The organism is Amycolatopsis sp. NPDC101161, from assembly GCF_044768185.1.
Taxonomy (GTDB): domain Bacteria; phylum Actinomycetota; class Actinomycetes; order Mycobacteriales; family Pseudonocardiaceae; genus Amycolatopsis.
In genome coordinates this window covers 448,376-471,631 of sequence record NZ_JBIWPI010000002.1, presented here as the reverse complement: position 1 = coordinate 471,631, position 23,256 = coordinate 448,376, and the positions used below count along the sequence as shown (strand labels likewise).

At 70.6% G+C, this 23,256-nt stretch carries 22 protein-coding genes; 15 read left to right on the top strand and 7 right to left on the bottom strand.

From position 1 onward, the window contains the following. Window positions 1-74: 74 nt before the first annotated feature. Together ACIRSS_RS13330 and ACIRSS_RS13325 are read right to left on the bottom strand one after the other, a co-directional pair. Window positions 75-800, bottom strand: coding sequence for a DUF305 domain-containing protein (locus ACIRSS_RS13330; RefSeq protein WP_400894247.1), 726 nt, complete (start codon window positions 798-800; stop codon window positions 75-77). Then, the gene (locus tag ACIRSS_RS13325) at window positions 797-1,615 is read right to left on the bottom strand and encodes a DUF3105 domain-containing protein (RefSeq protein ID WP_400894245.1); all 819 of its coding nucleotides are present in this window, start codon (window positions 1,613-1,615) and stop codon (window positions 797-799) included. The genes ACIRSS_RS13330 and ACIRSS_RS13325 overlap by 4 nt, the downstream gene beginning before the upstream one ends. Window positions 1,616-1,811: 196 nt before the next feature. Between ACIRSS_RS13325 and argS the strand changes: the two genes are divergently transcribed. The 8 genes from argS to prfA all read left to right on the top strand — a co-directional run bounded on the left by argS (window position 1,812) and on the right by prfA (window position 12,100). Next, window positions 1,812-3,476 (top strand): arginine--tRNA ligase, encoded by a 1,665-nt coding sequence (gene argS / locus ACIRSS_RS13320; RefSeq protein WP_400894243.1) that lies wholly within the window; start codon window positions 1,812-1,814, stop codon window positions 3,474-3,476. A 3-nt stretch (window positions 3,477-3,479) separates the two neighbouring features. Beyond that, on the top strand, window positions 3,480-4,910 hold the full coding sequence (lysA, locus tag ACIRSS_RS13315; protein WP_400894241.1) for a diaminopimelate decarboxylase: 1,431 nt from the start codon (window positions 3,480-3,482) through the stop codon (window positions 4,908-4,910). A gap of 5 nt (window positions 4,911-4,915) precedes the next feature. Next, complete coding sequence (locus ACIRSS_RS13310; RefSeq protein ID WP_400879579.1) at window positions 4,916-6,229, top strand: homoserine dehydrogenase; 1,314 nt, start codon at window positions 4,916-4,918, stop codon at window positions 6,227-6,229. Continuing rightward, complete coding sequence (gene thrC, locus ACIRSS_RS13305) at window positions 6,226-7,287, top strand: threonine synthase (RefSeq protein ID WP_086672679.1); 1,062 nt, start codon at window positions 6,226-6,228, stop codon at window positions 7,285-7,287. Before ACIRSS_RS13310 ends, thrC begins: the two co-directional genes overlap by 4 nt. Further along, window positions 7,284-8,171 (top strand): homoserine kinase, encoded by an 888-nt coding sequence (gene thrB, locus ACIRSS_RS13300; protein ID WP_400894239.1) that lies wholly within the window; start codon window positions 7,284-7,286, stop codon window positions 8,169-8,171. Before thrC ends, thrB begins: the two co-directional genes overlap by 4 nt. A 389-nt stretch (window positions 8,172-8,560) precedes the next feature. Next, window positions 8,561-10,525, top strand: coding sequence for a transcription termination factor Rho (gene rho / locus ACIRSS_RS13295; RefSeq protein ID WP_400894237.1), 1,965 nt, complete (start codon window positions 8,561-8,563; stop codon window positions 10,523-10,525). A 181-nt stretch (window positions 10,526-10,706) separates the two neighbouring features. Beyond that, the gene (gene rpmE, locus ACIRSS_RS13290; RefSeq protein WP_086863515.1) at window positions 10,707-10,937 is read left to right on the top strand and encodes a 50S ribosomal protein L31; all 231 of its coding nucleotides are present in this window, start codon (window positions 10,707-10,709) and stop codon (window positions 10,935-10,937) included. Between the two features lie 92 nt (window positions 10,938-11,029). Further along, window positions 11,030-12,100 carry a peptide chain release factor 1 gene (prfA, locus tag ACIRSS_RS13285; protein WP_400894235.1) on the top strand — a complete coding sequence of 357 codons (1,071 nt, stop codon included), beginning with the start codon at window positions 11,030-11,032 and terminating at the stop codon, window positions 12,098-12,100. Between the two features lie 30 nt (window positions 12,101-12,130). Here the strand turns inward: prfA and ACIRSS_RS13280 are convergent, their stop codons facing one another. From ACIRSS_RS13280 to ACIRSS_RS13265, 4 genes are all read right to left on the bottom strand, one after another. Next, window positions 12,131-12,442: a hypothetical protein gene (locus tag ACIRSS_RS13280; protein ID WP_400894234.1), complete on the bottom strand. Its 312-nt coding sequence runs from the start codon at window positions 12,440-12,442 to the stop codon at window positions 12,131-12,133. Window positions 12,443-12,548: 106 nt separating this feature from the next. Continuing rightward, window positions 12,549-14,012 carry a hypothetical protein gene (locus ACIRSS_RS13275; protein ID WP_400894232.1) on the bottom strand — a complete coding sequence of 488 codons (1,464 nt, stop codon included), beginning with the start codon at window positions 14,010-14,012 and terminating at the stop codon, window positions 12,549-12,551. Between the two features lie 18 nt (window positions 14,013-14,030). Then, window positions 14,031-14,462, bottom strand: coding sequence for a GtrA family protein (locus ACIRSS_RS13270; protein ID WP_400894230.1), 432 nt, complete (start codon window positions 14,460-14,462; stop codon window positions 14,031-14,033). Further along, a complete protein-coding gene (locus ACIRSS_RS13265) occupies window positions 14,459-15,460 on the bottom strand; it encodes a glycosyltransferase family 2 protein (RefSeq protein ID WP_400894228.1) in 1,002 nt (333 codons plus the stop codon). The genes ACIRSS_RS13270 and ACIRSS_RS13265 overlap by 4 nt, the downstream gene beginning before the upstream one ends. Before the next feature lie 246 nt (window positions 15,461-15,706). Between ACIRSS_RS13265 and prmC the strand changes: the two genes are divergently transcribed. Both prmC and ACIRSS_RS13255 read left to right on the top strand, forming a co-directional pair. After that, window positions 15,707-16,573 (top strand): peptide chain release factor N(5)-glutamine methyltransferase, encoded by an 867-nt coding sequence (gene prmC / locus ACIRSS_RS13260; RefSeq protein WP_372664113.1) that lies wholly within the window; start codon window positions 15,707-15,709, stop codon window positions 16,571-16,573. Window positions 16,574-16,577: 4 nt separating this feature from the next. Further along, a complete protein-coding gene (locus ACIRSS_RS13255) occupies window positions 16,578-16,922 on the top strand; it encodes a hypothetical protein (protein ID WP_400894226.1) in 345 nt (114 codons plus the stop codon). A gap of 36 nt (window positions 16,923-16,958) precedes the next feature. Here ACIRSS_RS13255 and ACIRSS_RS13250 read toward each other — a convergent pair whose 3' ends face one another. Next, window positions 16,959-18,932, bottom strand: coding sequence for a M6 family metalloprotease domain-containing protein (locus ACIRSS_RS13250; RefSeq protein WP_400894224.1), 1,974 nt, complete (start codon window positions 18,930-18,932; stop codon window positions 16,959-16,961). Between the two features lie 288 nt (window positions 18,933-19,220). On the opposite strand from ACIRSS_RS13250, the gene ACIRSS_RS13245 reads away from it, so the two are divergent. From ACIRSS_RS13245 to ACIRSS_RS13225, 5 genes are all read left to right on the top strand, one after another. Beyond that, window positions 19,221-19,871, top strand: coding sequence for an L-threonylcarbamoyladenylate synthase (locus ACIRSS_RS13245; protein WP_400894222.1), 651 nt, complete (start codon window positions 19,221-19,223; stop codon window positions 19,869-19,871). A 74-nt stretch (window positions 19,872-19,945) separates the two neighbouring features. Next, window positions 19,946-21,103, top strand: coding sequence for a glycosyltransferase family 4 protein (locus ACIRSS_RS13240; RefSeq protein WP_400894220.1), 1,158 nt, complete (start codon window positions 19,946-19,948; stop codon window positions 21,101-21,103). Between the two features lie 49 nt (window positions 21,104-21,152). Further along, window positions 21,153-21,596, top strand: coding sequence for a hypothetical protein (locus ACIRSS_RS13235; protein ID WP_086672652.1), 444 nt, complete (start codon window positions 21,153-21,155; stop codon window positions 21,594-21,596). A gap of 532 nt (window positions 21,597-22,128) precedes the next feature. Then, on the top strand, window positions 22,129-22,914 hold the full coding sequence (gene atpB / locus ACIRSS_RS13230) for a F0F1 ATP synthase subunit A (protein WP_247019135.1): 786 nt from the start codon (window positions 22,129-22,131) through the stop codon (window positions 22,912-22,914). 55 nt (window positions 22,915-22,969) lie between these two features. Further along, window positions 22,970-23,227, top strand: coding sequence for an ATP F0F1 synthase subunit C (locus ACIRSS_RS13225; RefSeq protein ID WP_329055699.1), 258 nt, complete (start codon window positions 22,970-22,972; stop codon window positions 23,225-23,227). The last annotated feature ends 29 nt before the right edge of the window (window positions 23,228-23,256 follow it).

The following is a 23,256-nucleotide window of genomic DNA, read 5'->3' as shown; positions in this document are numbered from 1 at the left end:
GAACGGCCCCCGCTAGGCGTCGGGGCGTGAACGTCGCCGTGCGGCCTTGCGCACTCGTGCTGCATCGGGCGTGATCACGCCGGCAGCGGCTGGGCGCCCCGGCCCGCGAGCATCAGCTTGATCTGGTCCATCTCCGCGCCCTGCGACGTCAGGATGCTGGTCACCAGCGCCTTCAACGCCGGCAGCGTCGAGTGCGACGACGCGTACTGGGCCATCGACGTCCCGCCCTCGTGGTGGCGGAGCATCAGCTGCAGGAAGTAGACGTCGAACTCGCGCCCGGACAGCGAGCGCAGCTTGCTCAGCTCCTTGTCCGTCGCCATGCCCGGCATCAGCGGGCCGCCCGCCGGGTTGACCGACGACGGGGCCATCGACATGCCCGGCATGTCACCGTGGCCCGCCATCGGTTCCGTCATCCACTTCATCGGCGCGCCGATCGACTGCTCGGGCTGGTCCCACAGCATGAGCCAGCCCTTCATGCGACCGACCTGCTCGAGTTGCGTGCGCTCGATGTCGAACGACAGCTGCTTGATCTCCGGGTCGGTCGTGCGGTCGCGGGCGATGCCCGCCATCGTCACCGCCTGGAGGTGGTGCGTCGACATGTCCTGCGCGAAGCCGACCTCGACCGAACCGGCGGCCGGGGTGGCCGGCGCTCCCGGATCGTCGACGGCGCGGGTCAGGAACATCCCCGCCGTCGCGCCGATCAGCAGGACCGCCAGCAGCGTCCCGCCGATGATCACCCAGCGCGACCAGGTCGGCTGCTCGGTGACCTCTTCGGTGTCGAGGTCGGCTTCGGCGGTCACTTGGTCGGCGTCGGCGAGGCCGGGGCCGAAGCCGGGGCGGAGTTGGCCGGCGCGGACGGCATGCCCTGCTCACCCTGCGCGGCCGTGCTGCCCTTGTAGTCCATCGGCTTCGCGTCCGGGCCCGGCTTCGACGGGTTGAACGGCGGCGGGTTGTCCGGGTCGAACTGGCCCGGGACCGCGTCGCAGGACGCGCCAACCTCGGGGTACACGCCGTTCGGGTTGCTCCGCAGCGCGGCGATGAACTCGTCGATCCGCGCGTCGTTGGCGTCGTCCAGCTTCAGCTGGTGGCCCCACGACTGCAGCGAGATCGGCTTGTCGAGGCCGGGGTACGGCGACAGCATCGTGAACGGCTTGTCCTTGGCGCGGACGCTCAGCAGGTTCAGCGCGTCGCCGCTGATCTGCTGCGGGTTGTAGGCGATCCAGACGGCGCCGTGCTCCAGCGCGTGCACCATGTTCTCGGTGCGGACCGCGTTCGGGTACACGATGCCGGTGCAGGTGGCCCAGGTCTGGTCGTGCGGGCCGCCGAACGGCGGGGAGTGGTCGTAGGCCACGCGCTCGGTCGGGAGGACGTGCACGCTGCCGGTGTAGGTGGCCGTCACCACGCCCGGGATGCGCTTCGAGGGGTCGGGGTCCTGCGCGCTCGGCGCGAACGAAGCGGCGGCGGCCTCGCGGTCGGCCTGCTCGCGCTTCGGCGCGGACTTCACCATGTAGTACGTGATCACGGCGCCGAGCAGGGCGACGATCGCCACGACGGCGATGATCGTGCCCCAGGGCGTGCCCTTCTTGCTCACGACGGAACCGCGGGCCGCCTTCACCGCCGACCCCTTTTTCCGAGTTGTCCCGTTCGCCATGGCTCCCGCGTTCTCCCTCTGGTGGCTGCGGACGGATTCCCGCCCGGGCCAGTGTAGAGACCAGCCGTCTGATCACCGTTAACGCCTCACATGCTCGCCCATCGTGATGTCCCCGAGACCGATGCGAGCGTCCGACCAGGGCACACCTAGAATTCGCGGAGTGACTCCCGCCGCTCTCGCCGACCTGGTCCGCAGCTCCGCCGTGCAGGTACTGACCGCACGCGGCATCGACGACGCCGTGCTGCCGGAGCAGGTGACCATCGAACGCCCGCGCAACCCCGACCACGGCGACTACGCGACGAACATCGCCCTCCAGGTGGCCAAGAAGGCCGGGCTGAAGCCGCGCGAGTTCGCCGAGGCGCTCGCCGAAGCGGTCTCGGCGGACGACGGCGTCGCCTCGGCCGAGGTCGCGGGACCCGGCTTCCTCAACTTCCGGCTCGCCGCGGCCGCGCAGGGCGACATCGTGCGCCAGGTGCTCGACGCCGGCGCCGCGTACGGCCGCGGCGACGCGCTCGCCGGCACGAAGATCAACCTCGAGTTCGTCTCGGCGAACCCGACCGGCCCGATCCACCTGGGCGGCACCCGCTGGGCCGCGGTCGGCGACGCGCTGGGCCGCGTGCTGGGCGCGCAGGGCGGCGAGGTCACCCGCGAGTACTACTTCAACGACGCCGGCGCGCAGATCGACCGGTTCGTCCGGTCCCTGATCGCCGCCGCGAAGGGTGAGCCCGCGCCGGAGGACGGCTACGCGGGCGGCTACATCAACGACATCGCCGCCGAGGTCATCAAGGCCGAGCCGAGCGCGCTGTCGCTGCCCGAAGAGCAGCGCCACGAGACGTTCCGCCGGATCGGCATCGAGCTGATGTTCACCGAGATCAAGCAGAGCCTGCACGAGTTCGGCACCGACTTCGACGTCTACTTCCACGAGAACTCGCTGCACGAGTCCGGCGCGGTCGACGCCGCCGTCCAGCAGCTGAAGGACTCCGGGAACCTGTACTTCAACGACGGCGCCTGGTGGCTCAAGTCGTCGGAGTACGGCGACGACAAGGACCGCGTCGTCATCAAGCAGGACGGCAACCCCGCCTACATCGCCGGCGACCTGGCCTACTTCAAGGACAAGCGCAACCGCGGCTTCGACCTCTGCATCTACATGCTCGGCGCGGACCACCACGGCTACATCGCCCGCCTCAAGGCCGCGGCCGCCGCGTTCGGCGACGACCCGGCCACGGTCGAGGTGCTGATCGGCCAGATGGTCAACCTGGTCAGCGACGGCAAGCCGGTGCGGATGTCCAAACGCGCCGGCACCGTGATCACCATGGAGGACCTCGTCGAGGCCGTCGGCGTCGACCCGGCCCGCTACGAGCTGATCCGGTACTCCGTCGACTCCACTTTGGACGTCGACCTGGACCTGCTTCGCAAGCACTCCAACGACAACCCGGTCTACTACGTCCAGTACGCGCACGCGCGGCTGGCGTCGTTGCAGCGCAACGCCGCCGATCTCGGCCTGAAGTCCACTGTGTCTTCTTCGGACGTCGACTTCGGACTGTTGACGCTGCCCGCCGAGGGCGACCTGATCCGCACCATCGGCGAGTTCCCGGAAACCGTGCGCCGCGCCGCCGAAATGCGGGAGCCGCACCGGATCGCGCGCTACCTCGAAGAACTCGCGGGCGCCTACCACAAGTTCTACACCGTGGGCCGCGTGCTGCCCATGGGCGACGAAGAGGCGACCCCTCTGACGTACGCCCGGCTCGCGCTCTGCGAAGCCGCCCGCCAGGTGCTGGCGAACGGCCTCGCGCTCCTCGGTGTCTCCGCTCCGGAACGGATGTAAGAAATGGCGCACCCCGCGGGCCCCAGGCACGCCGACGTCTACCCCCACGCCGACACCTCCGGGCTCCAGCCGTCGGGAGCCGAGGAGCTCGACAAGCTCCCCGCGAAGGTGTGGCCCCGCAACACCTTCCGCGCCGCCGACGGCGTCGTGCGGATCGCCGGGGTCGACGTCCGCGAGCTCGCCGAAAAGCACGGCACGCCCCTGTTCGTCGTCGACGAGGCCGACTTCAAGTCCCGCTGCGCGGACTACGCCGAGGCGTTCGACGACCCGTCGCTGGTGCACTACGCGTCGAAGGCGTTCCTCTCCATCGAGATCGCCCGCTGGGTGGCCGAGCAGGGGCTGAGCCTCGACGTCTGCAGCGGCGGCGAGCTCGCCGTGGCGCAGCGCGCGGACTTCCCGGCCGAGCGGATCACCTTCCACGGCAACAACAAGTCGCCCGCGGAGCTCGAAGCCGCGATCGTCGCGGGTGTCGGCACGATCGTGCTCGACTCCTACTTCGAGATCGCCCGGCTGGCCGACATCGCCGCGCGCCACGACGTCGTGCAGCCGGTGCTCATCCGGGTCACCGTCGGCGTCGAGGCGCACACCCACGAGTTCATCGCGACCGCCCACGAAGACCAGAAGTTCGGGTTTTCCCTCGCGAGTGGCGACGCCGCCGAGGCGGTCCGCCGGGTGCTCAACGCGCGGTCGCTGAAGCTCGTCGGCCTGCACAGCCACATCGGTTCGCAGATCTTCGACGCCGACGGCTTCGAGGTCGCCGCCCGCCGCGTCGTCGGGCTGCTCGCCGACCTGGCCAAGGAGCACGGCCCCGAGCTGCTCGACCAGCTGAGCCTGGTCGACCTCGGCGGCGGCTTCGGCATCGCCTACACCGAAAAGGACAACCCGCCGCCGCCGGCGCAGATGATCACGCAGATCCGCGAGATCGTCCGCAAGGAGTGCGCGTACGCGGGCCTGCCGGTGCCCCGCATCGCGGGCGAGCCGGGCCGTGCGATCGCCGGCCCCGGCACGGTCACGCTCTACGAAGTCGGCACGATCAAGGACGTCTCGCTCGGCGACGACGCGGTCCGCCGCTACGTCAGCGTCGACGGCGGGATGAGCGACAACATCCGGACCGCGCTGTACGACGCCGTGTACGACGTCCGGCTGGTTTCCCGCTCCGCGGAAGACGCCGGCCGGCCGGTGCAGGCCGTACTGTCCCGGGTGGTGGGAAAACACTGTGAGTCCGGCGACATCGTCGTACGAGACTGCTGGCTGCCCGACACGCTGGCTCCCGGCGACCTGCTGGCCGTGGCGGCGACCGGTGCCTACTGCTACTCGATGGCGAGCACGTACAACCGGCAGCCCCGCCCGGCCGTGGTCGCCGTGCGCAACGGCAGCCCCCGGCTGCTGCTGCGGCGCGAGACGACCGACGACATGCTGCGCCTGGAGGTCTGAACACAGTGGCTGCCCCAGAGGAACGCCGGGCCGTGCGCGTCGCCCTGCTCGGCTGCGGGACCGTCGGCGGCGAGGTCGCCCGGCTGCTCACCGAGCAGGCCGGTGAGCTGGCCGCGCGGGCGGGCACGCCGGTCGAGCTGGCCGGCATCGCCGTCCGCCGCCCGGACAAGCACCCGGAGCTGCCGCCGGAGCTGCTGACCGCCGACGCGGAGAAGCTCGTGACCAGCGACGACGTCGACGTCGTGGTCGAGCTGGTCGGCGGCATCGAGCCGGTGCGCGGCTGGCTGCTTGCCGCGCTGAAGGCCGGGAAGTCCGTCGTCACGGCGAACAAGGCCCTGCTGGCCGAGCACTCCGCCGACCTGTTCGAGGCGGCCGACGCCGCAGGTGCCGACCTCTACTTCGAGGCCGCGGTCGCCGGGGCCATCCCGCTGCTGCGCCCGCTGCGCGAATCCCTCGCGGGCGACCGCATCACGCGCGTGATGGGCATCGTCAACGGCACCACGAACTACATCCTCTCGGCGATGGACTCGACCGGCGCCGGCTACGCCGAGACGCTCGACGAGGCCAGCCGGCTCGGGTACGCCGAGGCCGACCCGACCGCCGACGTCGACGGCTACGACGCCGCGTCGAAGGCCGCGATCCTCGCGTCGCTGGCGTTCCACACCCGCGTGACCGCCTCGGACGTCCACCGCGAAGGCATCGCCGACGTCACCGCCGCCGACCTCGGCGCGGCGCGGATGCTGGGCCGCACGGTCAAGCTCCTGGCCATCTGCGAGCGCGTGACCGACGACGACGGCGTCGAGTCGGTCTCCGCCCGCGTGCACCCGGTGATGATCCCGCGCAGCCACCAGCTGGCGGGCGTCGGCGGCGCGTTCAACGCGGTCTACGTCGAGGCCGACGCGGCCGGCGAGCTGATGTTCTACGGCCAGGGCGCGGGTGGCGCGCCGACCGCGAGTGCGGTGCTCGGCGACCTCGTCGCGGTGGCCCGCAACCTGGTGGCTGGCGGGCGCGGGCCGCGCGAGTCCGCGCACGCGGCGCTGCCGGTGCGGCCGATGGGCCAGACGCCGACCCGTTACCACGTAAGCCTTTCCGTCGCCGACCGCGCCGGCGTGCTCGCCCAGGTGGCGCAGGCGTTCGCCGGGCACGGGGTGAGCATCGCCGCCGTGCGGCAGAGCGACGTCGGCGACCGCGCGAGCCTGGTCGTCGTGACGCACCAGGCGCCGGACGCCGCCCTGCAGTCCACTGTGGACGAGATCGCGAAGCTCGACGTCGTCCACGAAGTTGTCAGCGTGATGCGGGTGGAAGGCGAAGACCAGTGATCAGGCACCCTTGGCCCGGACTCATCGAGGCATATCGCGACCGCGTTCCCGTCCCGGACGGCGCGCAGGTCGTCACGCTCGGCGAAGGCAACACGCCGCTGCTGCCCGCGCGGTACCTGTCGGAGCTGACCGGCTGCGAGGTGCACCTCAAGGTCGAGGGCGCCAACCCGACCGGCTCGTTCAAGGACCGCGGGATGACCGTGGCCATCACGCACGCGCTCGCCAGCGGGCTCAAGGCGGTGATCTGCGCGTCGACCGGCAACACCTCCGCCTCGGCCGCCGCCTACGCCGCGCGCGCCGGCCTCACCTGCGCCGTGCTGGTGCCGCAGGGCAAGATCGCGATGGGCAAGCTCGCCCAGGCCGTGCTGCACGGCGCCCGGATCCTGCAGGTCGACGGCAACTTCGACGACTGCCTCGAGCTGGCCCGCAAGACCGCGGCCGACTACCCGGTCACGCTGGTCAACTCGGTCAACCCGGTGCGCATCGCCGGCCAGAAGACCGCCGCGTTCGAGATCTGCGACGTGCTCGGCACGGCGCCGGACATCCACTGCCTGCCGGTCGGCAACGCGGGCAACATCACCGCCTACTGGGCGGGGTATTCGGAGTACGCGGCCGACGGTGTGGTGAAGAACACGCCGCGGATGTTCGGCTTCCAGGCGGCCGGTGCGGCGCCGCTCGTGCACGGCGAGCCGGTGGCGGACCCGGAGACGGTCGCGACCGCGATCCGGATCGGCAGCCCGGCCTCGTGGACGGCCGCGGTGAAGGCCAAGGACGCGTCGAACGGCCTCTTCGAAGCCGTGACGGACGAGAAGATCCTCGAGGCGTACCGGCTGCTGGCCGGGCGCGAGGGCGTGTTCGTCGAGCCGGCGTCGGCGACCAGCGTGGCCGGCCTGCTGGCCACGGCCGCCGACGGCAGGCTGCCCAAGGGGTCCCGCGTGGTCTGCACGGTCACCGGGCACGGCCTGAAGGACCCGCAGACGGCCCTGGCGGGCAACGTCGAGGTCGAGCCCCTCGCGGTGGACCCCTCGGCGGTCGCGGCGGCGCTGGACCTGCGGTGACCAGCGGGTTCACGGTCACCGTCCCGGCGTCGACGGCGAACCTCGGGCCGGGCTTCGACGCCTTCGGCATGGCGCTGGGCCTCTACGACGTCGTCGAGGTGCGGGTGATCGACGCCGGCCTCAAGGTCGAGGTGATCGACGCGGGCGCGGGCGGGGTCGAGGACGTCCCCACCGACGAGACCCACCTGGTCGTCCGCGCGATCCGCGAGACGTGCGCGCACCTCGGTGCCGAGCCGCCGGGCCTGCACCTGCGCTGCCACAACGCGATCCCGCACGCGCGCGGCCTCGGCTCGTCGGCCGCCGCGGTGGTGTCCGGCGTCGCCGCCGGGTACGCGCTCGCGGGCCGCGAGCTCGACGCTTTCGGCGCGTTGCAGCTGGCCGCCGGCTTCGAGGGCCACGCCGACAACGCGGCGGCGAGCCTGTTCGGCGGTTTCGTCCTGGCCTGGTGCGAAAGTGGTGAATTCCACGCCGAGCGCCTCGCGCCGCACGCGGCGATCCGGCCGGTCGTGGCCGTCCCGGCCGTCCGCTCGGCCACCGCGACCACGCGCGGACTGCTGCCGGCGACCGTCCCGCACGCCGACGCCGCGCACAACGCCGGCCGCGCCGCGCTCGCCGTGCACGCGCTGACGGCGAAGCCGGAGCTGCTGCTCGCGGCCACCGAAGACCGCCTGCACCAGCACTACCGCGCCCCCGCGTACCCGGCGAGCGGCGAGCTGGTGGCGACGCTGCGTGCCCGGGGCGTGGCCGCCGCGGTGTCCGGCGCGGGTCCCACGGTGCTCGCGCTGACCACCACGGGAATACTGCCGCCGGGGGTCGACGTTGAGGGGTTCGTAGTCTCCGAGCTGCCCGTGGATCTCACGGGTGTGCAGGTTGCGGCCCGGTGAAGGCCGGGTCACGCGCCCGCCACGCGGGGGGTGGTTGTTGCACCCGGAACCGCCGCGGTCTACCCTCGGGGGCGTTCGATCACCGTGCGTTTCCGCACCCGATGCCGGTCCTCCCGGATCGCATCCTTCGTTGATCCGCCGAATCCGCACCGCCTGGCAAGCGGGGTAACGCGGAACGACTTGGGCGGGTTTCCGGTTTCGGCGGTGCCGAATTCCGTGTCCTCCGTTTGGAGGACGCAAACCCCTGTGGTGGAGGCGCTCCAGCTGTGTTCCGCACGGCCGAAGAGCTCATCTCGCGTATCGGGGGGCAGATACGCCGGTTCGCGATCAGAAGCGAGCGGCAGTCCGCTGATCCACCTGGAGGCGTGGATCGGTCAGGAAGGACATGTGTGAGCAACACCGATCTTTTGAGCGACGTGAGCGGCACGGCCGAGACGAACGGCACCGCCCCCGCTCCCAAGCGGACGGTCGGCGGGCTGACCGGTAAGACCGTCGCCGAACTGCGTTCGCTGGCTGGGGAGCTCGGCGTCGGCGAGACGACGGGCATGCGCAAGGGCGACTTGATCGCCGCGATCCGCGAGCGCCAGGGCAAGTCCCGCAAGCCGCGTGCGACGGCGGAGACGCTGCCGCTGGACGGCGTCGGCGAGCCGCCGAAGGCCCCGAAGGCCGAGCCCAAGGCCGAGGCGCCCGCCGCCCCGGTCGAGCGCAAGCCGGAGCCGAAGGCCGCCGCGCCCGCCGCCGAGGCTCCCGCGGACACCCAGCCGCAGGCCGAGCGCCCGCAGCAGGACAAGCAGGACGGCCAGGACGGCCAGCCCGAGGAGGGCGGCCGCGGCCGCCGTCGCCGTGGCTCGAACCGCGCCGCCGGCTCGCCCGACGGCGACCGTCAGCAGGGCGACCGCCAGCAGGGCGAGCGCCAGAGCGGCGGCGACCGGCAGCAGAGCGGTGGCGACCGCCAGCAGGGTCAGGGCGGTGGCAACCGCGACCAGCAGCGCCAGGGCGGCGGCCGGGACGGCAACCGCCAGGACGGCAACCGCCAGCGCAACCAGCAGCAGGACGGCGGCAACCGCGGCGGCCAGGACAACCGCAACCAGCAGCCGGACGACGACGAGGAAGGCGGCCGTCGCGGCCGTCGCTTCCGCGACCGTCGTCGCCGGGGCAGTGGCGGCGGCCAGCGCGACGGCGGTTCGCCGGACACCGAGATCCGCGAGGACGACGTCCTGCTGCCCGTCGCGGGCATCCTGGACGTGCTCGACAACTACGCGTTCGTGCGGACGTCCGGCTACCTCGCCGGCCCGAACGACGTGTACGTGTCGCTCTCGCTGGTCCGCAAGTACGGCCTGCGCCGCGGTGACGCCATCACCGGCGTCGTGCGCCAGCCGCGCGAGGGCGAGCAGCAGCGGCAGAAGTTCAACCCGCTGGTGCGCGTCGACTCGATCAACGGCCTGGAGCCGGACGAGGCCAAGCGGCGGCCGGACTTCACCAAGCTGACCCCGCTGTACCCGAACGAGCGGCTGCGCCTCGAGACCGAGTCGCACAAGCTCACGACCCGCGTGATCGACCTGATCATGCCGGTCGGCAAGGGGCAGCGCGCCCTGATCGTGTCGCCGCCGAAGGCCGGTAAGACCACGATCATGCAGGACATCGCGAACGCGATCTCCACGAACAACCCCGAGTGCCACCTGATGGTCGTCCTGGTCGACGAGCGTCCGGAAGAGGTCACCGACATGCAGCGCTCGGTGAAGGGCGAGGTCATCGCCTCGACCTTCGACCGGCCGCCGTCGGACCACACCTCGGTCGCGGAGCTGTCGATCGAGCGGGCCAAGCGCCTGGTCGAGATGGGCCACGACGTCGTCGTGCTGCTCGACTCGATCACGCGGCTGGGCCGGGCGTACAACCTGGCGGCCCCGGCGTCCGGCCGGATCCTGTCCGGTGGTGTCGACTCGACCGCGCTGTACCCGCCGAAGCGGTTCCTGGGCGCGGCGCGCAACATCGAGAACGGCGGTTCGCTGACCATCTTCGCCACGGCGATGGTCGAGACCGGCTCGACGATGGACACGGTCATCTTCGAGGAGTTCAAGGGCACCGGTAACGCGGAGCTCAAGCTCGACCGGAAGATCGCCGAGCGCCGCGTGTTCCCCGCGGTCGACGTCAACCCGTCCGGTACCCGCAAGGACGAGCTGCTGCTTTCGCCGGACGAGCTCGCGGTCACGGTGAAGCTGAGCCGGGTGCTGCACGCGCTCGACTCGCAGCAGGCCATCGACCTGCTGATCTCGCGCCTGCGGAAGACGAAGACGAACGTCGAGTTCCTGATGCAGGTCTCGAAGACCGCCCTCGGCGGCGGCGAGGACGACTGAACGTGCTCATCGGAGGCCTCCCCGCTTCGCGGCGGGGAGGCCTCCGGCGCGTTCGGAATACCAGGTCAGCGGGGTGCGTTCCAGTGATCGTCAGCCCGTCTGGCAGAATTACCCGCTGAAGTCCGGCACCGGTTCACCCCGAGGAACGACTGGGGACCCGGAGCCAACGAGAGAGGACACCATGAAGAGCGGCATTCACCCCGAGTACGTAGTCACCGAAGTGAACTGCGACTGCGGCAACAGCTTCACCACGCGCAGCACCAAGACCAGCGGCAACATCCACGTCGAGATCTGCTCGAACTGCCACCCGTTCTACACGGGCAAGCAGAAGATCATGGACACCGGTGGCCGGGTCGCGCGCTTCGAGGCTCGCTACGGCAAGCGTCAGAAGAAGGACGCCGACGCCAAGTAGCTTTTTCCACGGCGCCCATCCGGTACTTCCGGGTGGGCGCCGTCGCTTTGTACGCACGCAGTGTCTTCGTCCCGGGCTGAGAGGTGGCAGAGGTGGATTCGAGCTCGCTCAAGGGGCTGCTCGCCGAACACGCGGAGCTGGAGCAGCAGCTGGCGGACCCGGCGGTGCACGCCGACCAGGCGCGCGCCCGCAAGCTCGGCCGCCGCTACGCCGAGCTGACGCCGGTGGTGCGGGCGGTCCACGAGCTCGACACGACCCGCGACGACCTCGCGGCCGCGCGGGAGATGGCGTCGGAGGACGCGGAGTTCGCCGCCGAGGCCGAGGAGCTGAGCGCGCGGATCCCCGACCTCGAATCCAAGCTCACCGAGCTGCTGCTGCCGCGCGACCCGTACGACGGCTCCGACGTCGTGATGGAGATCAAGTCCGGCGAGGGCGGCGAGGAGTCGGCCCTGTTCGCCGGCGACCTGCTGCGGATGTACCTGCGCTATGCCGAGCGCCACGGCTGGAAAGCGGAGGTCCTCGACTCGGTCGACTCCGACCTGGGCGGCTTCAAGGACGTCACGCTGTCGATCAAGACGAAGTCGGCGGTCGTCGACGGCGTCTGGTCCCGGCTGAAGTTCGAGGGCGGCGTGCACCGCGTCCAGCGCGTGCCGGCGACGGAGTCCCAGGGCCGCATCCACACGTCGGCCTCCGGCGTGCTGATCTACCCGGAGCCGGAGGAGGTCGAGGTCGAGATCGACCCGAACGACCTGCGCATCGACGTGTTCCGGTCGTCGGGCCCGGGCGGCCAGAGCGTCAACACGACGGACTCGGCGGTCCGGATCACCCACCTGCCGACGGGCATCGTGGTGTCGTGCCAGAACGAGAAGTCCCAGATCCAGAACCGCGCGCGGGCCCTGCAGGTGCTCCAGGCCCGGCTGCAGGCGGTCGCGGAGGAAGAGGCGGCGGCGAAGGCGTCGGACGCCCGCAAGTCCCAGGTCCGCACGGTCGACCGCTCGGAGCGGATCCGGACGTACAACTTCCCGGAGAACCGCATTTCGGACCACCGGGTGAACTACAAGGCGTACAACCTGGACCAGGTCCTGGACGGCGACCTGGACGGCGTGCTGGACGCGTTGGCGACCGCGGACCGCGAGGAGCGGCTGGCCACCTCGGCGGGCTGAGCCACCTCCCGGCGGCCCAGCCCGGTGGGATCAGCCGCAGTCGACCGGCCCGGCCGAGGCGCGGAACTGGTTGACCGAGCCGCTGCCCAGCGAGAGGTTGCCGGACAGGTAGATGCACTTGCCGGCGGTGCCGGTGAGCACCACTCCGCCCGCATACACGTGGTACGGACCGGAGTCGGTCACCGGAGTGCCCCCGCTCGTCCACATGCTGACCGAAATCGAGCGCGCGGGCGCCCCGTCGCTGGTGACCTTCGCGCAGTTGGTGCCACCGTTCGCGCTGGAGTACCACAGGCGCAGCGTGCCGGCCTGGTCGCCGAGCTGGTTCTTCAGCGGCTTGGGCAAGCCGTCCTTGTGGAGTTCCGCGCCCGGACACATCGGTACCGGCTTGGCCGCGGTGGTTGCCTGCGCGGCGGGCGCCACGACGATCCCGGCCGGAAGCCGGAACGGTTTAGCGGACGGCGGGCTTCTCCGGCTCGCGGAAGGCCTCGAAGACCTCGGTCGGCTGGTCCACGTCCGGAACCTCGTCCGGTTCGGGCTCGGGTTCAGCCGGCTTCGGGAACAGGCTGAGCACGGCGAACGCGAACGCCAGGAACGTCGGGAACAGCGTCAGCAGCTGGTGCTTCACGCCTTCGACGCCCTCGCCCAGCGCGGACAACCCGAACTGGCCGATCGCGAACAGCAGCAGGAAGAACACCACGATCCCGTACTCGCGGCGGTGCCGGCGGAACGCGCGCACGCCCGCCCAGCCGATCAGCAGCCAGAACGGGACCAGCACGAACAGGCCCAGCGGCGCCGCCAGCTTCGACAGCCCGGAGAACACCGGCACCCGGTACTCCTGCGCCATCTTCGGCAGCCCGGACGACTCCGCGAAGCTCCCCAGGCGGGATGGGCGCGCCGTCAGCGTGTCGACCGCGCCCTGCTGGAGGATCTGCAGCGTGCGCTGCGGGTGGGCCGCGTAGTAGCTCACCACGTTGCGGCGGCTGATCTTGTCGCGGAAGCCGTTGTAGTCCGCGTCCGTCCACGGGTGCGCCGCCCACCAGCCCGTGCCGATGAACTTCTTCGCGCTCGGCGGCAGGCCCAGCGCCGCCAGGTCGGCGTCCGTGTCGTGCTTGCCGTCGACGATGCTGTCGAACACGACGTGGTACATGTTCGCTTCGCGGTACTCCGCGTTGGCCGGGTCGCCGTGGGACTGCACCGCAGCCGTCCCCGCGCCGACGACCACCAGCACGCCCAGCGGCAGCAGCCACCGCGCCCGGCCGCGCTGACCGAGCGGCTTGATCAGCGCCAGGGCCACCACGAACAGCGGGATCAGCAGCAGCGTCTGCGACTTCGCGTTGATGCCGATGAGCGCGCCCACCACGGTCAGCGCCGCGCCCCAGTACCGCGGCGCGCCCGTGCGGCTCATCAGCAGCAGGCCGCCGGCCATCAGCAGCATGCCGACGAAGCCGGCGCCCTCGCTGAGCACCGACGCGAAGTAGCCGAAGAACGCCGAGTCGGCCATCACGAGCAGCAGGAGCACCGCCGCGATGACGCGGTTGCGGCGGCTCAGGTCCAGGCCGAGCACCGTCGCCGCGACGCCCACCGCGACCAGCACGCACGTGATCGCGCCGAGCACCAGCAGGTTGAGCTCCGCGGACGAGCCGAGCACCTTGCCGAGCTTGCTCGCGAACCAGTCGAGCCACGCCTGGCTGGAGATGTAGTCGCTCTTGCAGGCCGACCCCGGCCCGTAGCTGAAGTGCACGTAGAACTCGGAGCTGAGCTCGGGGTGCCGGCCGCCGAGGTCGCACAGCAGGCGCCAGCCGTCGCCGTTGTCGGCCATCCCGACCGGCCTCGGCACGAGGAACCGGACCAGCAGGACGCCCAGGGAAAGGACGAAGACGCCCAAGCCGAAGCGCAGTTCACGGAATCGCACTCGGAAGAGCGTACGAGATCACGCAGAGTCGACGGGCGCCGCACCAGGAACGGGCGAAACGGGCCGGTGCCGGAACACGACGTAGTGGTACAGCAGGTAGTTCCAGAAGAGGCCGACGACGATCGCCGCACCCTTCGGCACCAGCAGGTTGACGCCCGGGAACAGGTGACCGACCAGCGTGATGACGCCGAACTGCACCACCCAGAGCCCGAACGCCGTCACGCCGAAGAACAGCAGCGCCTGTTTCCGGATGTCGCCGTCCTTCGCGCGGAACGTGAAGTTCCGGTTCAGCGTGAACGACAGCAGCATGCCGGCGGTCGTCGAAATGAAGTTCGCGACGAATGTCGGGACGCCGACCGTCGCCAGGAGCGCGTAGCCCAGCGCGTCGACCAGCGTGTTGCCGATGCCGACGATCCCGAAGCGCACCTGCGTGGCGGTGACGAGCTTCATCGGGCGGCACTCCGGCGGTCTTCGCTGTCCTCGGCGGGCTCGGGAACCCCTGTACGCACTGTCGCCACTGTATACAAAGGCCGGTTCTGCACCTGCGAGTACGTGCGGCCGATGTAGCTGCCGAGCACGCCGAGCATGATGATCTGGATCCCGCCGAGGAAGAACATCGCGATGGTGATGAACGCCCAGCCGGGCACCGCGGTCTCCGGCGCGAACAGCTTCACGCCGACGACGTAGAGCACGCCGAGGAAGCTCAGCAGCGAGATCAGGTAGCCCATCCGCGTGATCATCCGCAACGGCGTCGTCGAGAAGCCGAGGATGCCGTCGGCGGCGAAGCGCAGCATCTTCGTCAGCGGGTAGCCGGTGACGCCCGCGTGGCGCTGGTCGCGGTCGAACAGCACCGCCGTCTGCCGGAACCCGACGTAGCTGACCAGCCCGCGCAGGAACCGGTCGCGCTCGCGGTACTTGCGCAGCTCGTCGACGACCTTGCGGTCGACCAGCCGGAAGTCACCGGTGTTCTTCGGGATGTCGACCGCGGCCATCTTCCGCAGGAACCAGTAGAACGCGCTCGCGGTGAGCCGCTTGAACGGCGAATCCCGGCGTGACCGGCGCTGGGCGTAGACGACCTCGTAGCCCTCTTCCCACTTCTCGAGCAGCTCGAGGGCCACCCGGGGCGGGTCCTGCAGGTCGCTGTCCATGATGATCGTGGCGTCGGCGTCCACCAGGTCGAGCCCGGCGGTGACGGCCATCTGGTGGCCGAAGTTGCGGGACAGCTCGACGACCGTGACGCGCGGGTCGCGCGCGCCCAGCTCGGTGAGCCGGTCCAGGGAGGCGTCGCGGCTGCCGTCGTCGACGTAGATGAAGCTGAAGTCGTACTTCCCGGCCAGCGGCGCGGTGACCTCGTCGACCGTGCGGTGCAGCAGGTCGATGTTCGCTTCCTCGTTGTAGATGGGGAAGATGAACGCGACCCGGCGGCGCGTGGTCGGCTCGGTCGGCACTGGCGCTCCCGGTGGGTCGGCGTCTCGGGCATCGGTGGAGATCGGCTACGCCCCGGTCAGGATATCCGCGCGGGGCGGTACCGGAAGCGTCACCGTGCGGATCCATTGTGGTGGTGACCCGTGTTTCGCGGCTGTTTGTCATGCCGGTGAGGGGGCCTCGATACGCTGGACGGCGTGGGACCGGCGCGTGTCCTGACGGGGGAGTTCCGCCTGGTGTGCCAGGCTTGACGAGGTGAAGGACGACGAGTGAATCGGCAGCCGCTGCGCCTGGCCATCATCGAGGCCACCCGGATCCTCGAACGGGCGGGGGTCGAGTCCCCGCGGTTCGACGCCGAGGTGATCGCGGCGCACGTGCTCGGCGTCGACCGGGGGCGGCTGCCGATGGTGCCGCTCGTCGACCCGCCGGTCATCGAGGCCATCGGCCAGCTCGTCCAGCAGCGCGCGAAGCGGATCCCGCTGCAGTACCTGACGGGCTGGGCCGCGCTGGGGGAGATCACGGTCGCGGTCGGCGCGGGGGTGTTCGTGCCGCGGCCGGAGACCGAGCTGCTGCTCGAGTGGGGCGTCAAGTTCCTGCAGGGGCGCGAGTTCCCGGTGGTGGTCGACCTGTGCACCGGCTCAGGCGCGCTGGCGCTGGCGGTGGCGCACGCGCGGCCGGACGCGGTGGTGTACGCGGTGGACGTCGACCCGCAGGCGCTGGCCTGGGCGCGGCACAACGCGGACGTCCACGCGGACGCGGGCAACACCCCGATCCGCCTGTACTCGGGTGACATCGGCGACCCGACGATGTTCGCCGAGCTGGACGGCTTGGTCGACCTGGTGCTGTGCAACCCGCCGTACGTCCCGGAGGGCACCCCGGTGCCGCCCGAGGTCGCGGAGCACGACCCTCCGCGAGCGGTGTTCGCGGAGGAGAGCGGCCTGGCGGTGATCCGCCACGCGATCGCGGCGGGCGCGCGGCTGCTGCGGCCCGGAGGAGGGCTGGCGATCGAGCACGACGACACGCACGGTTCGGCGGTCCCGGCGCTGGTGCGCGCCCGGCGGGTGCTAACGGGCGTCGAGGACCACGCGGACCTGACGGGTCGCGCCCGGTTCGTCACGGCCCGACGGCTGGGCTGAGCACGTGTCGGGGATCTTCATCGTCGACCCGCAGGGCAAGCGTGACCTGGGGTTCCTCGACTGGAACCCCACCCGCGGCCTGCTGCACCGGGTCCTGGAGTTCGTCGCCGACCGGGTTGAAGACCCGGCGCTGGCCGCGGACCTGCGGAAGTTCGTCGCCGGGGGCTACGGGTTCATCGCCCTGAGCAGCTACTCCGAGGAGCAGGGCGTCGAGATCATGAAGGTGATCCGCGAGTCGCTCCCGGCGGCGGCGTGGGAGTGGTTCCCGGAGATGGAGGGCGGCCGGGCGCTCATCGCCGAGCTGGTGGAGCTGGTCGAAGAAGCGCAAGCAGCGCCGGACGCGGACTGAGGGGCCCGCGCCGGGCGGGCCCCTCCGCGCCGGTCGCTAGAAGCCGAACGCTGTGCAGCTCGCCGTCGCCGTCTTGGACGGGTCGCTCACCGATGTTGCCGTCAGCTTCACCCTTGCCGCCAGGTCACCTCCCGCGCCGCGCTTCGCGTACGCCGGGACCTTTGCGTGGCCGCCGAACTTCGCCGTTGCCAGCTCGTTCGGCAAGCGGACCTCCCAGCCGCGCGCGTCCGTCGAGACGCTCAGGCGGTACGTGTCGGTGTCGTACGGTGCCTTCGCTCCCTGCGCCGAGCCCGTGTTGAGCAGGCCGAAGTCGCAGGTCGCGAGGCCGCCGCGGGCGAACGCCGGCGGTGCCGGGGTCACCGCCGCCCCGCGCGCCTGGGTGCCCGAGCCGTCCAGCGAAGCGACCGTGACCGTGTACGACAGGATGCCGCGGCGGTCCCGGGCCACGTCGGTGATCAGGAACCGCAGCCGGTTGGCCTGGTCGGTGTACTCGTACGGGCTGGCCGCCTCGGTGCCGGCCTTGAACAGGGCGTCGTTGAGCTGCCGGTAGTCACCGATGCTGATCTTCACCGGCGTCCCGTCCGGCTTGGTGTAGTCGGTGATGCCGATGTCCTGCGGGTTCGCGTCGATCACCCAGTCGAAGGGCGCGTTGTCCTTGTTCTTCGTTTTGGTGATCATGACGCCGGAGTCCGGCGCGAACGAGTCGGCGCCCATCCGGTCGACGACCTCGACCGTGTAGTTGTCGTAGCCGCCGCCGTCGCAGAACGGGTCCTTCGCGCGGTCGCACTTCGGGGCCTTGTCGCCGCCCGTCAGCTTGATGTTCAGCCCGGTGAACGCGCCGGGCTGGGCCTCGGTCTCGCGCGCGGTGATGCGCGCCGACACCGGACCGGTCTTCGCCAGCTCGTCGCGGTCCAGCTGCAGGACGGCCGCCGGGTCGACGATGCCGAGCTTCAGCTTGTTCCGCAGCTGGTGCTGGGCGCCCATCGAGCTGCCCTGCGTCGCCGGGATCTGCCAGCGCGTGTGCGGGCCGCCCGGTCCGTTGAACGTCCCGCGCGACAGCATGTCCCACGGCCCGCTGTAGCTGCGCGACGGCGGCACGCCGAACGGGTTGTTGTAGTTGTCGCCGATGCCCAGGATGTGGCTGAACTCGTGGGCGTAGGTCGACTGGCCCGAGCTTTCGGCCTGCACCGAGCTGCCGTCCTGGGCGTTGGGCCAGATGCTGGCGGCCGACGCCCACGACGTCCACGGCACGTACCGCGTCGCCGCGTAGTTGGGCAGGTCGTGGTTCGGCGGGCCGAACGCGTCGGGCACGTTCTCCTTGGTGCCGAACTTCATCTCGCCGAACTCCTGCCAGGTCGAGCTCTCGTCCTGGCCGGCGGAGAGGTAGAAGACGAAGTCGAACCGGTTCGCGGTGTCGCCGACGTCGGCGCGCCACGCGTCACCGGCGTCCTTGCGGATGTCGCGGTCGCAGTTCGCCCCGGGCGGGCAGGCGCTCGGCTGGAACTCCATGCCGTACTCGTAGGACTTCCCGGGCATCCGGTACGGCCCGAACGCGGTCAGCTGCACGCCGAAGCGGCCGCCGGAGTCCTCCATCCAGTACTCGTTGATCGTGTGCCCGTTGTTGAGCGCTTCGGGCTTGTTGAGGAAGTCCTGGTAGTACCGCGCGACGCCGGTCCGCGGGATGTTCGCGGCGGCGGGGCCGGGGTTGCCGAAGATCGTCGAGTTCGCCGGCTTCGTGACGACGAAGTCCTGGTCCGGGTAGTCGGCGAGGACGACGGCGCCCTTGAACGTGCGCTGGGTCGGCTTCAGGGACGGGTCGGCCCAGTTCGTCCCGGGCACCTTCTTGTAGTCGGACCAGGTCATGTGGTCCTGGTTCTCCCAGTGCGCGGCGTCGATCGGGGCGGGCCAGCCACGGGTGAGCGGCTCGGCGGCGGCGGTGCCGGTGCCGAGCCCGGTGAGGACGGTGACGGCGGCGAGCAGGGCGAGCGCTTTCGGGGTTCTGGGGCGCATCTGCGGCTCCTTCACTGGGAACCCACGGGGGTGGTGGTTCCCGAAGATCGACCGTATTGAGCCCCGGTGTCGTGGTTATGCCTCGCGGCGAGGTTTACCCGCTTGCTCCACGACGAAAGTCTGGCCGGTTGCCGGCCCGCGCCGGCGCTGTGGACAAGTCCGCCGGCACCCGCCGCGAGCGCCCGGAACTGTCGGTGCCCGCCGGTAGCGTGGAAGACGGGGGCGCCCCCGCGGGCCGGTGTGACGCGGCGAACGGCCGCGGAGGCGGCCGGACTACTCTTGGCCACCATGAGCGTGGTCTACGACTGCAGCAAGCGGGAGTCCCGGGCCGACGGACTGGCGGCGGCCGCGGGCGCGGTGCGGTCGAGCAGGCTGGTCGTCCTGCCGACCGACACGGTCTACGGCATCGGCGCCGACGCCTTCGACTCGGGCGCCGTGCAGGCGCTGCTGCGCGCGAAGAACCGCGGGCCGGACATGCCGGTCGGCGTGCTCGTCGGGTCCTGGTCCACTGTGGACGGCCTGGTGCTCGGCGTGCCGCCGCAGGCGCGTGCGCTCATCGAAGCGTTCTGGCCGGGGGACCTGTCCATCGTGCTCCCGCACGCGCCGAGTCTGCAGTGGAACCTCGGCGACGCCCGCGGCACCGTGATGCTGCGGATGCCGCTGCACCCGGTGGCGCTGGAGCTGCTGCGCGACGTCGGCCCGATGGCCGTCTCGAGCGCGAACGTCTCCGGCCGCCCGCCGGCCAGCACCGCGCAGGAAGCGCAGGAACAGCTCGGCGACTCGGTCGCGGTGTACCTCGACGGCGGGTCGAGCGGCGAGCCCGTCGCGTCGAGCATCGTGGACCTGACCGGCACCGAACCGGTGGTGCTGCGCGAGGGCGCCGTGGGCAAGGAAGCCATCGCGGAGGTGCTCGGTGTACCCGCGGAAACGTTGGCCTGAAGCCGGATCTTGGTCGAAACCGCGGCACGATAGCGTGTCGCGGGTGACCCCGACCCCGCGAGCGTGACGCACCCGTGCCGCCCACATCCGGTCTTCTCCCCATCCGGGAATACATCCTCGTCGCGCTGACCGCGACGGCCGTGACGTACCTGCTCACCGGCGTCGTGCGCCGGATCGCGATCCGCGTCGGCGCGATCGCGAACCCGCGGGCGCGCGACGTCCACGTCGCCCCCATCCCGCGGATGGGCGGGATCGGGATCTTCCTCGGCGTCGCCGGCGCGATGGGCCTGGCCCACCAGCTGCCCGCGCTGTCGCACGGCTTCGACGCGTCGTTCGACTCGGTCGGCGTGCTGCTGGCCGCCGGCGTCATCTCGCTCATCGGCGCGCTCGACGACCGGTTCGAGCTCGACGCCTGGACGAAGCTGGCCGGCCAGGTCATGTGCGCCGGGATCCTGGTCATCTTCGGCGTGCAGTGGGTGTCGTTCTGGGTGCCGTGGGGCGGCAACGACGGCTCGTTCGGCTCGGTGCTGGTGCTCGACAAGAACCAGGGCGCGCTGCTCACCGTGGTGATGGTCGTGGTGATGGTCAACGCGATGAACTTCGTCGACGGCCTCGACGGGCTGGCCGGCGGCCTCGGCTTCATCGCCGCGGCGGCGACGTGCGCGTTCTCCCTCGGCCTGCTCGACAGCTCCGGCGGCGACGTCGGCACGTACCCGCCGGCGCTGATCGCGGCCACGCTCGCCGGCGCGTGTCTGGGGTTCCTGCCGTACAACTTCCAGCCCGCCAAGATCTTCATGGGCGACTCGGGGTCGATGATGATCGGCCTGATGCTGGCCGGCGCGACGACGTCGGCGTCCGGGCGCGTGCCCTACCCGCAGTTCAGCGGCAAGGACGCGATCGCGCTGCTCTCGCCGCTGGTCGTCGTGGCGGCGGTGCTGTTCGTGCCGCTGCTGGACCTGATCATGGCGGTCGTCCGGCGCACCCGGCGGGGCGAAAGCCCGTTCGCGGCCGACAAGATGCACCTGCACCACCGGCTGCTGGAGATCGGGCACTCCCAGCGCCGCGCGGTCCTGCTCATCTACTTGTGGGCGGGGATCCTGGCGTTCGGCGCGGTGTCGGTGACGCTGTTCGACGACGCGGCGGCGCTCTGGATCATCGGGGTCGGGCTGGTGTTCGCGGTGGTCGTCTCGATCGTCCCGCGGCTGCGCTCGCGCAACCAGCCCGGAACCTGACCGGCCGGGTTCTCTACACTCGGTGGCTGAACCGAGCAGGGAGCCAGCCGTGAGCGAGACCGAAACCGAAGCGCAGGAGAACCCGCACGCCAAGGTGGTGCTGCAGGCCGCCCGTGCGATGACGAAGGCTTCGCTGCTCGTCACCCCGCCCGCGGTGCTCGTCTGCATCGTGCTCTTCAGCATCCTCAACGGCCTGCCCGGCTTCCTCGGCTCGCTCGTCGGCGCGGTGCTGGCGATGCTCGCGTCGCTGTCGACGCTGGGCCTGATGCGCTTCAGCGCCGGCCAGGACCCGATGTTCGTCATGGTCATCGCGCTCGGCGGGTACGTCGTGAAGGTCGTCCTGCTGTTCGGCGCGCTGACCCTGCTGAAGGGCGTCACCGCGCTGCACCCGATGTCGCTCGGCATCACCATGATCGTCGCCATCCTGGTCGCCGCCGCGGCCGAGTTCGCCGCCTTCCGCAAGACCAAGATCCCGACGATCATCCCCTCCTGACACCGTCCGTTTCGCCGCGGTCCGCTGTTACTCACCGTGAATCGCCGTGCGGCCGCCTGAGTGTGACCGGCGTCACAAAAGTGCGCTTTCGTGCGCGGCCGGAAATGCCGCCGGGACCCGCCGCCTGCGCCGTTGCCGGACCGGTCCCGCCCGGTCCCGGACCTGGGTCCCGGATCCACCCGGGACTTAGGTCCTGGGCTGATCGGTGGGTATGGAGTACGCGTGTACGGCACTGATTGACCTGCTGGTATGGTCCGCGTCAAGGGTGGCGGCCTCGGCCGCGCGCTACCTCAGACGAACCGCGATCAGCAGTGTGGCGACCGTGTAGTTCCGCCTCTTCGCCGCTGGTCCGAAGTAGACCGCAGGGCAGTGTTCACGCGAGACAACCCCGTGTGCAGAACGTGAAGGTGTGTTCTGCGGACCGTGGGGTAGCCGCCTCCGACGTCCCGATACGTATCGGGTACGTTAAGTCCAGATCGTGACGATTCCCCCGGCGGAGTGAACGCCGGCCGGGAGAACCGGAAGGAGCCCAGTGGGCGCGCTGGTTTTGGCCGAGGGTGCGGTATTCGCGCCGCCCGGCGCCGAAAGCTTCGAGTTGCCGCCGTTGTTCGGCTCGGTCACCAAGCCGATGCTGCTCGTCGTGCTTTCGGTGGTCATCATCGCGACGTACTTCCTGCTGGCGACCCGCAAGCTCAAGGTCGTTCCGAGCAAGGGGCAGTTCGTCGCCGAGTCGATCTACGACTTCAGCCGCAACAACATCGCGCGCGAGCAGATCGGTTCGAAGGACTTCAAGTCGTTCGTCCCCCTCGTTTTCGCATTGTTCACCTTCGTGCTGGTGAACAACCTCTACGGGATCATCCCCGTCCTGCAGTTCCCGACCATGGCGCGCTTCGGCTTCCCGGTCGCCCTGTCGGTCCTCGTCGTGTACCCGGTCTACCACTTCGTCGGGTTCAAGCGGCACGGTTTCGCCGGCTACTTCAAGAAGGAACTCGCCCCGCCGGGCGTTCCCAAGGCGGTGCTGCCGCTCTTCTCGCTGATCGAGTTCGCGGAGAAGTTCTTCCTCAACCCGCTGACGCTCGCCATCCGTGTTTTCGCCGCCATGTTCGCGGGTCACCTGATCCTGGCGGTGTTCACCCTCGGCGGCACCTTCCTGCTGACCGAGACGTCGAGCTGGGCGCTGAAGCCGGTGTCGCTGGTGGCGTGGATCTTCGCCATCGGCATGACGTTCCTCGAGGCCTTCATCCAGGTGCTGCAGGCCTACATCTTCGCCCTGCTGTCGGCTGGGTACATCGGCGCCGCGCTGGCGTCGGAGCACTGAGAACACAAGCCCCCGATCCACGCGAGCGCGTGGACCGAAGTGAAGGGAAACGCACGTGAGCAACATCGTTCTGGCCGAGGCCGCCGCGCAGGCTGTCAACATCAACCCGGGCCTCGCCGCCATCGGTTACGGCCTCGGCGCGATCGGCCCCGGTATCGGTGTGGGTCTGATCTTCGCCGCCGTCATCAACGGCACCGCGCGTCAGCCGGAGGCGCAGGGCAAGCTGCAGGGCATCGGCTTCTCGACCTTCGTTCTGACCGAGGTGCTCGCCCTGATCGGCATCGTCATCTACTTCATCGCCTCCGCCGCCTGAGTTTCGGCTCATCGCTTAAGGAGACGCCG

Bases quoted from the DNA above. Each gene is read 5' to 3' on its own strand.
- ACIRSS_RS13245 (WP_400894222.1), top strand. From the start codon at position 19,221: ATGAGCGTGGTCTACGACTGCAGCAAGCGGGAGTCCCGGGCCGACGGA.
- rpmE (WP_086863515.1), top strand. From the start codon at position 10,707: ATGAAGAGCGGCATTCACCCCGAGTACGTAGTCACCGAAGTGAACTGC.
- ACIRSS_RS13270 (WP_400894230.1), bottom strand. From the start codon at position 14,462: ATGAAGCTCGTCACCGCCACGCAGGTGCGCTTCGGGATCGTCGGCATC.
- lysA (WP_400894241.1), top strand. From the start codon at position 3,480: ATGGCGCACCCCGCGGGCCCCAGGCACGCCGACGTCTACCCCCACGCC.
- ACIRSS_RS13250 (WP_400894224.1), bottom strand. From the start codon at position 18,932: ATGCGCCCCAGAACCCCGAAAGCGCTCGCCCTGCTCGCCGCCGTCACC.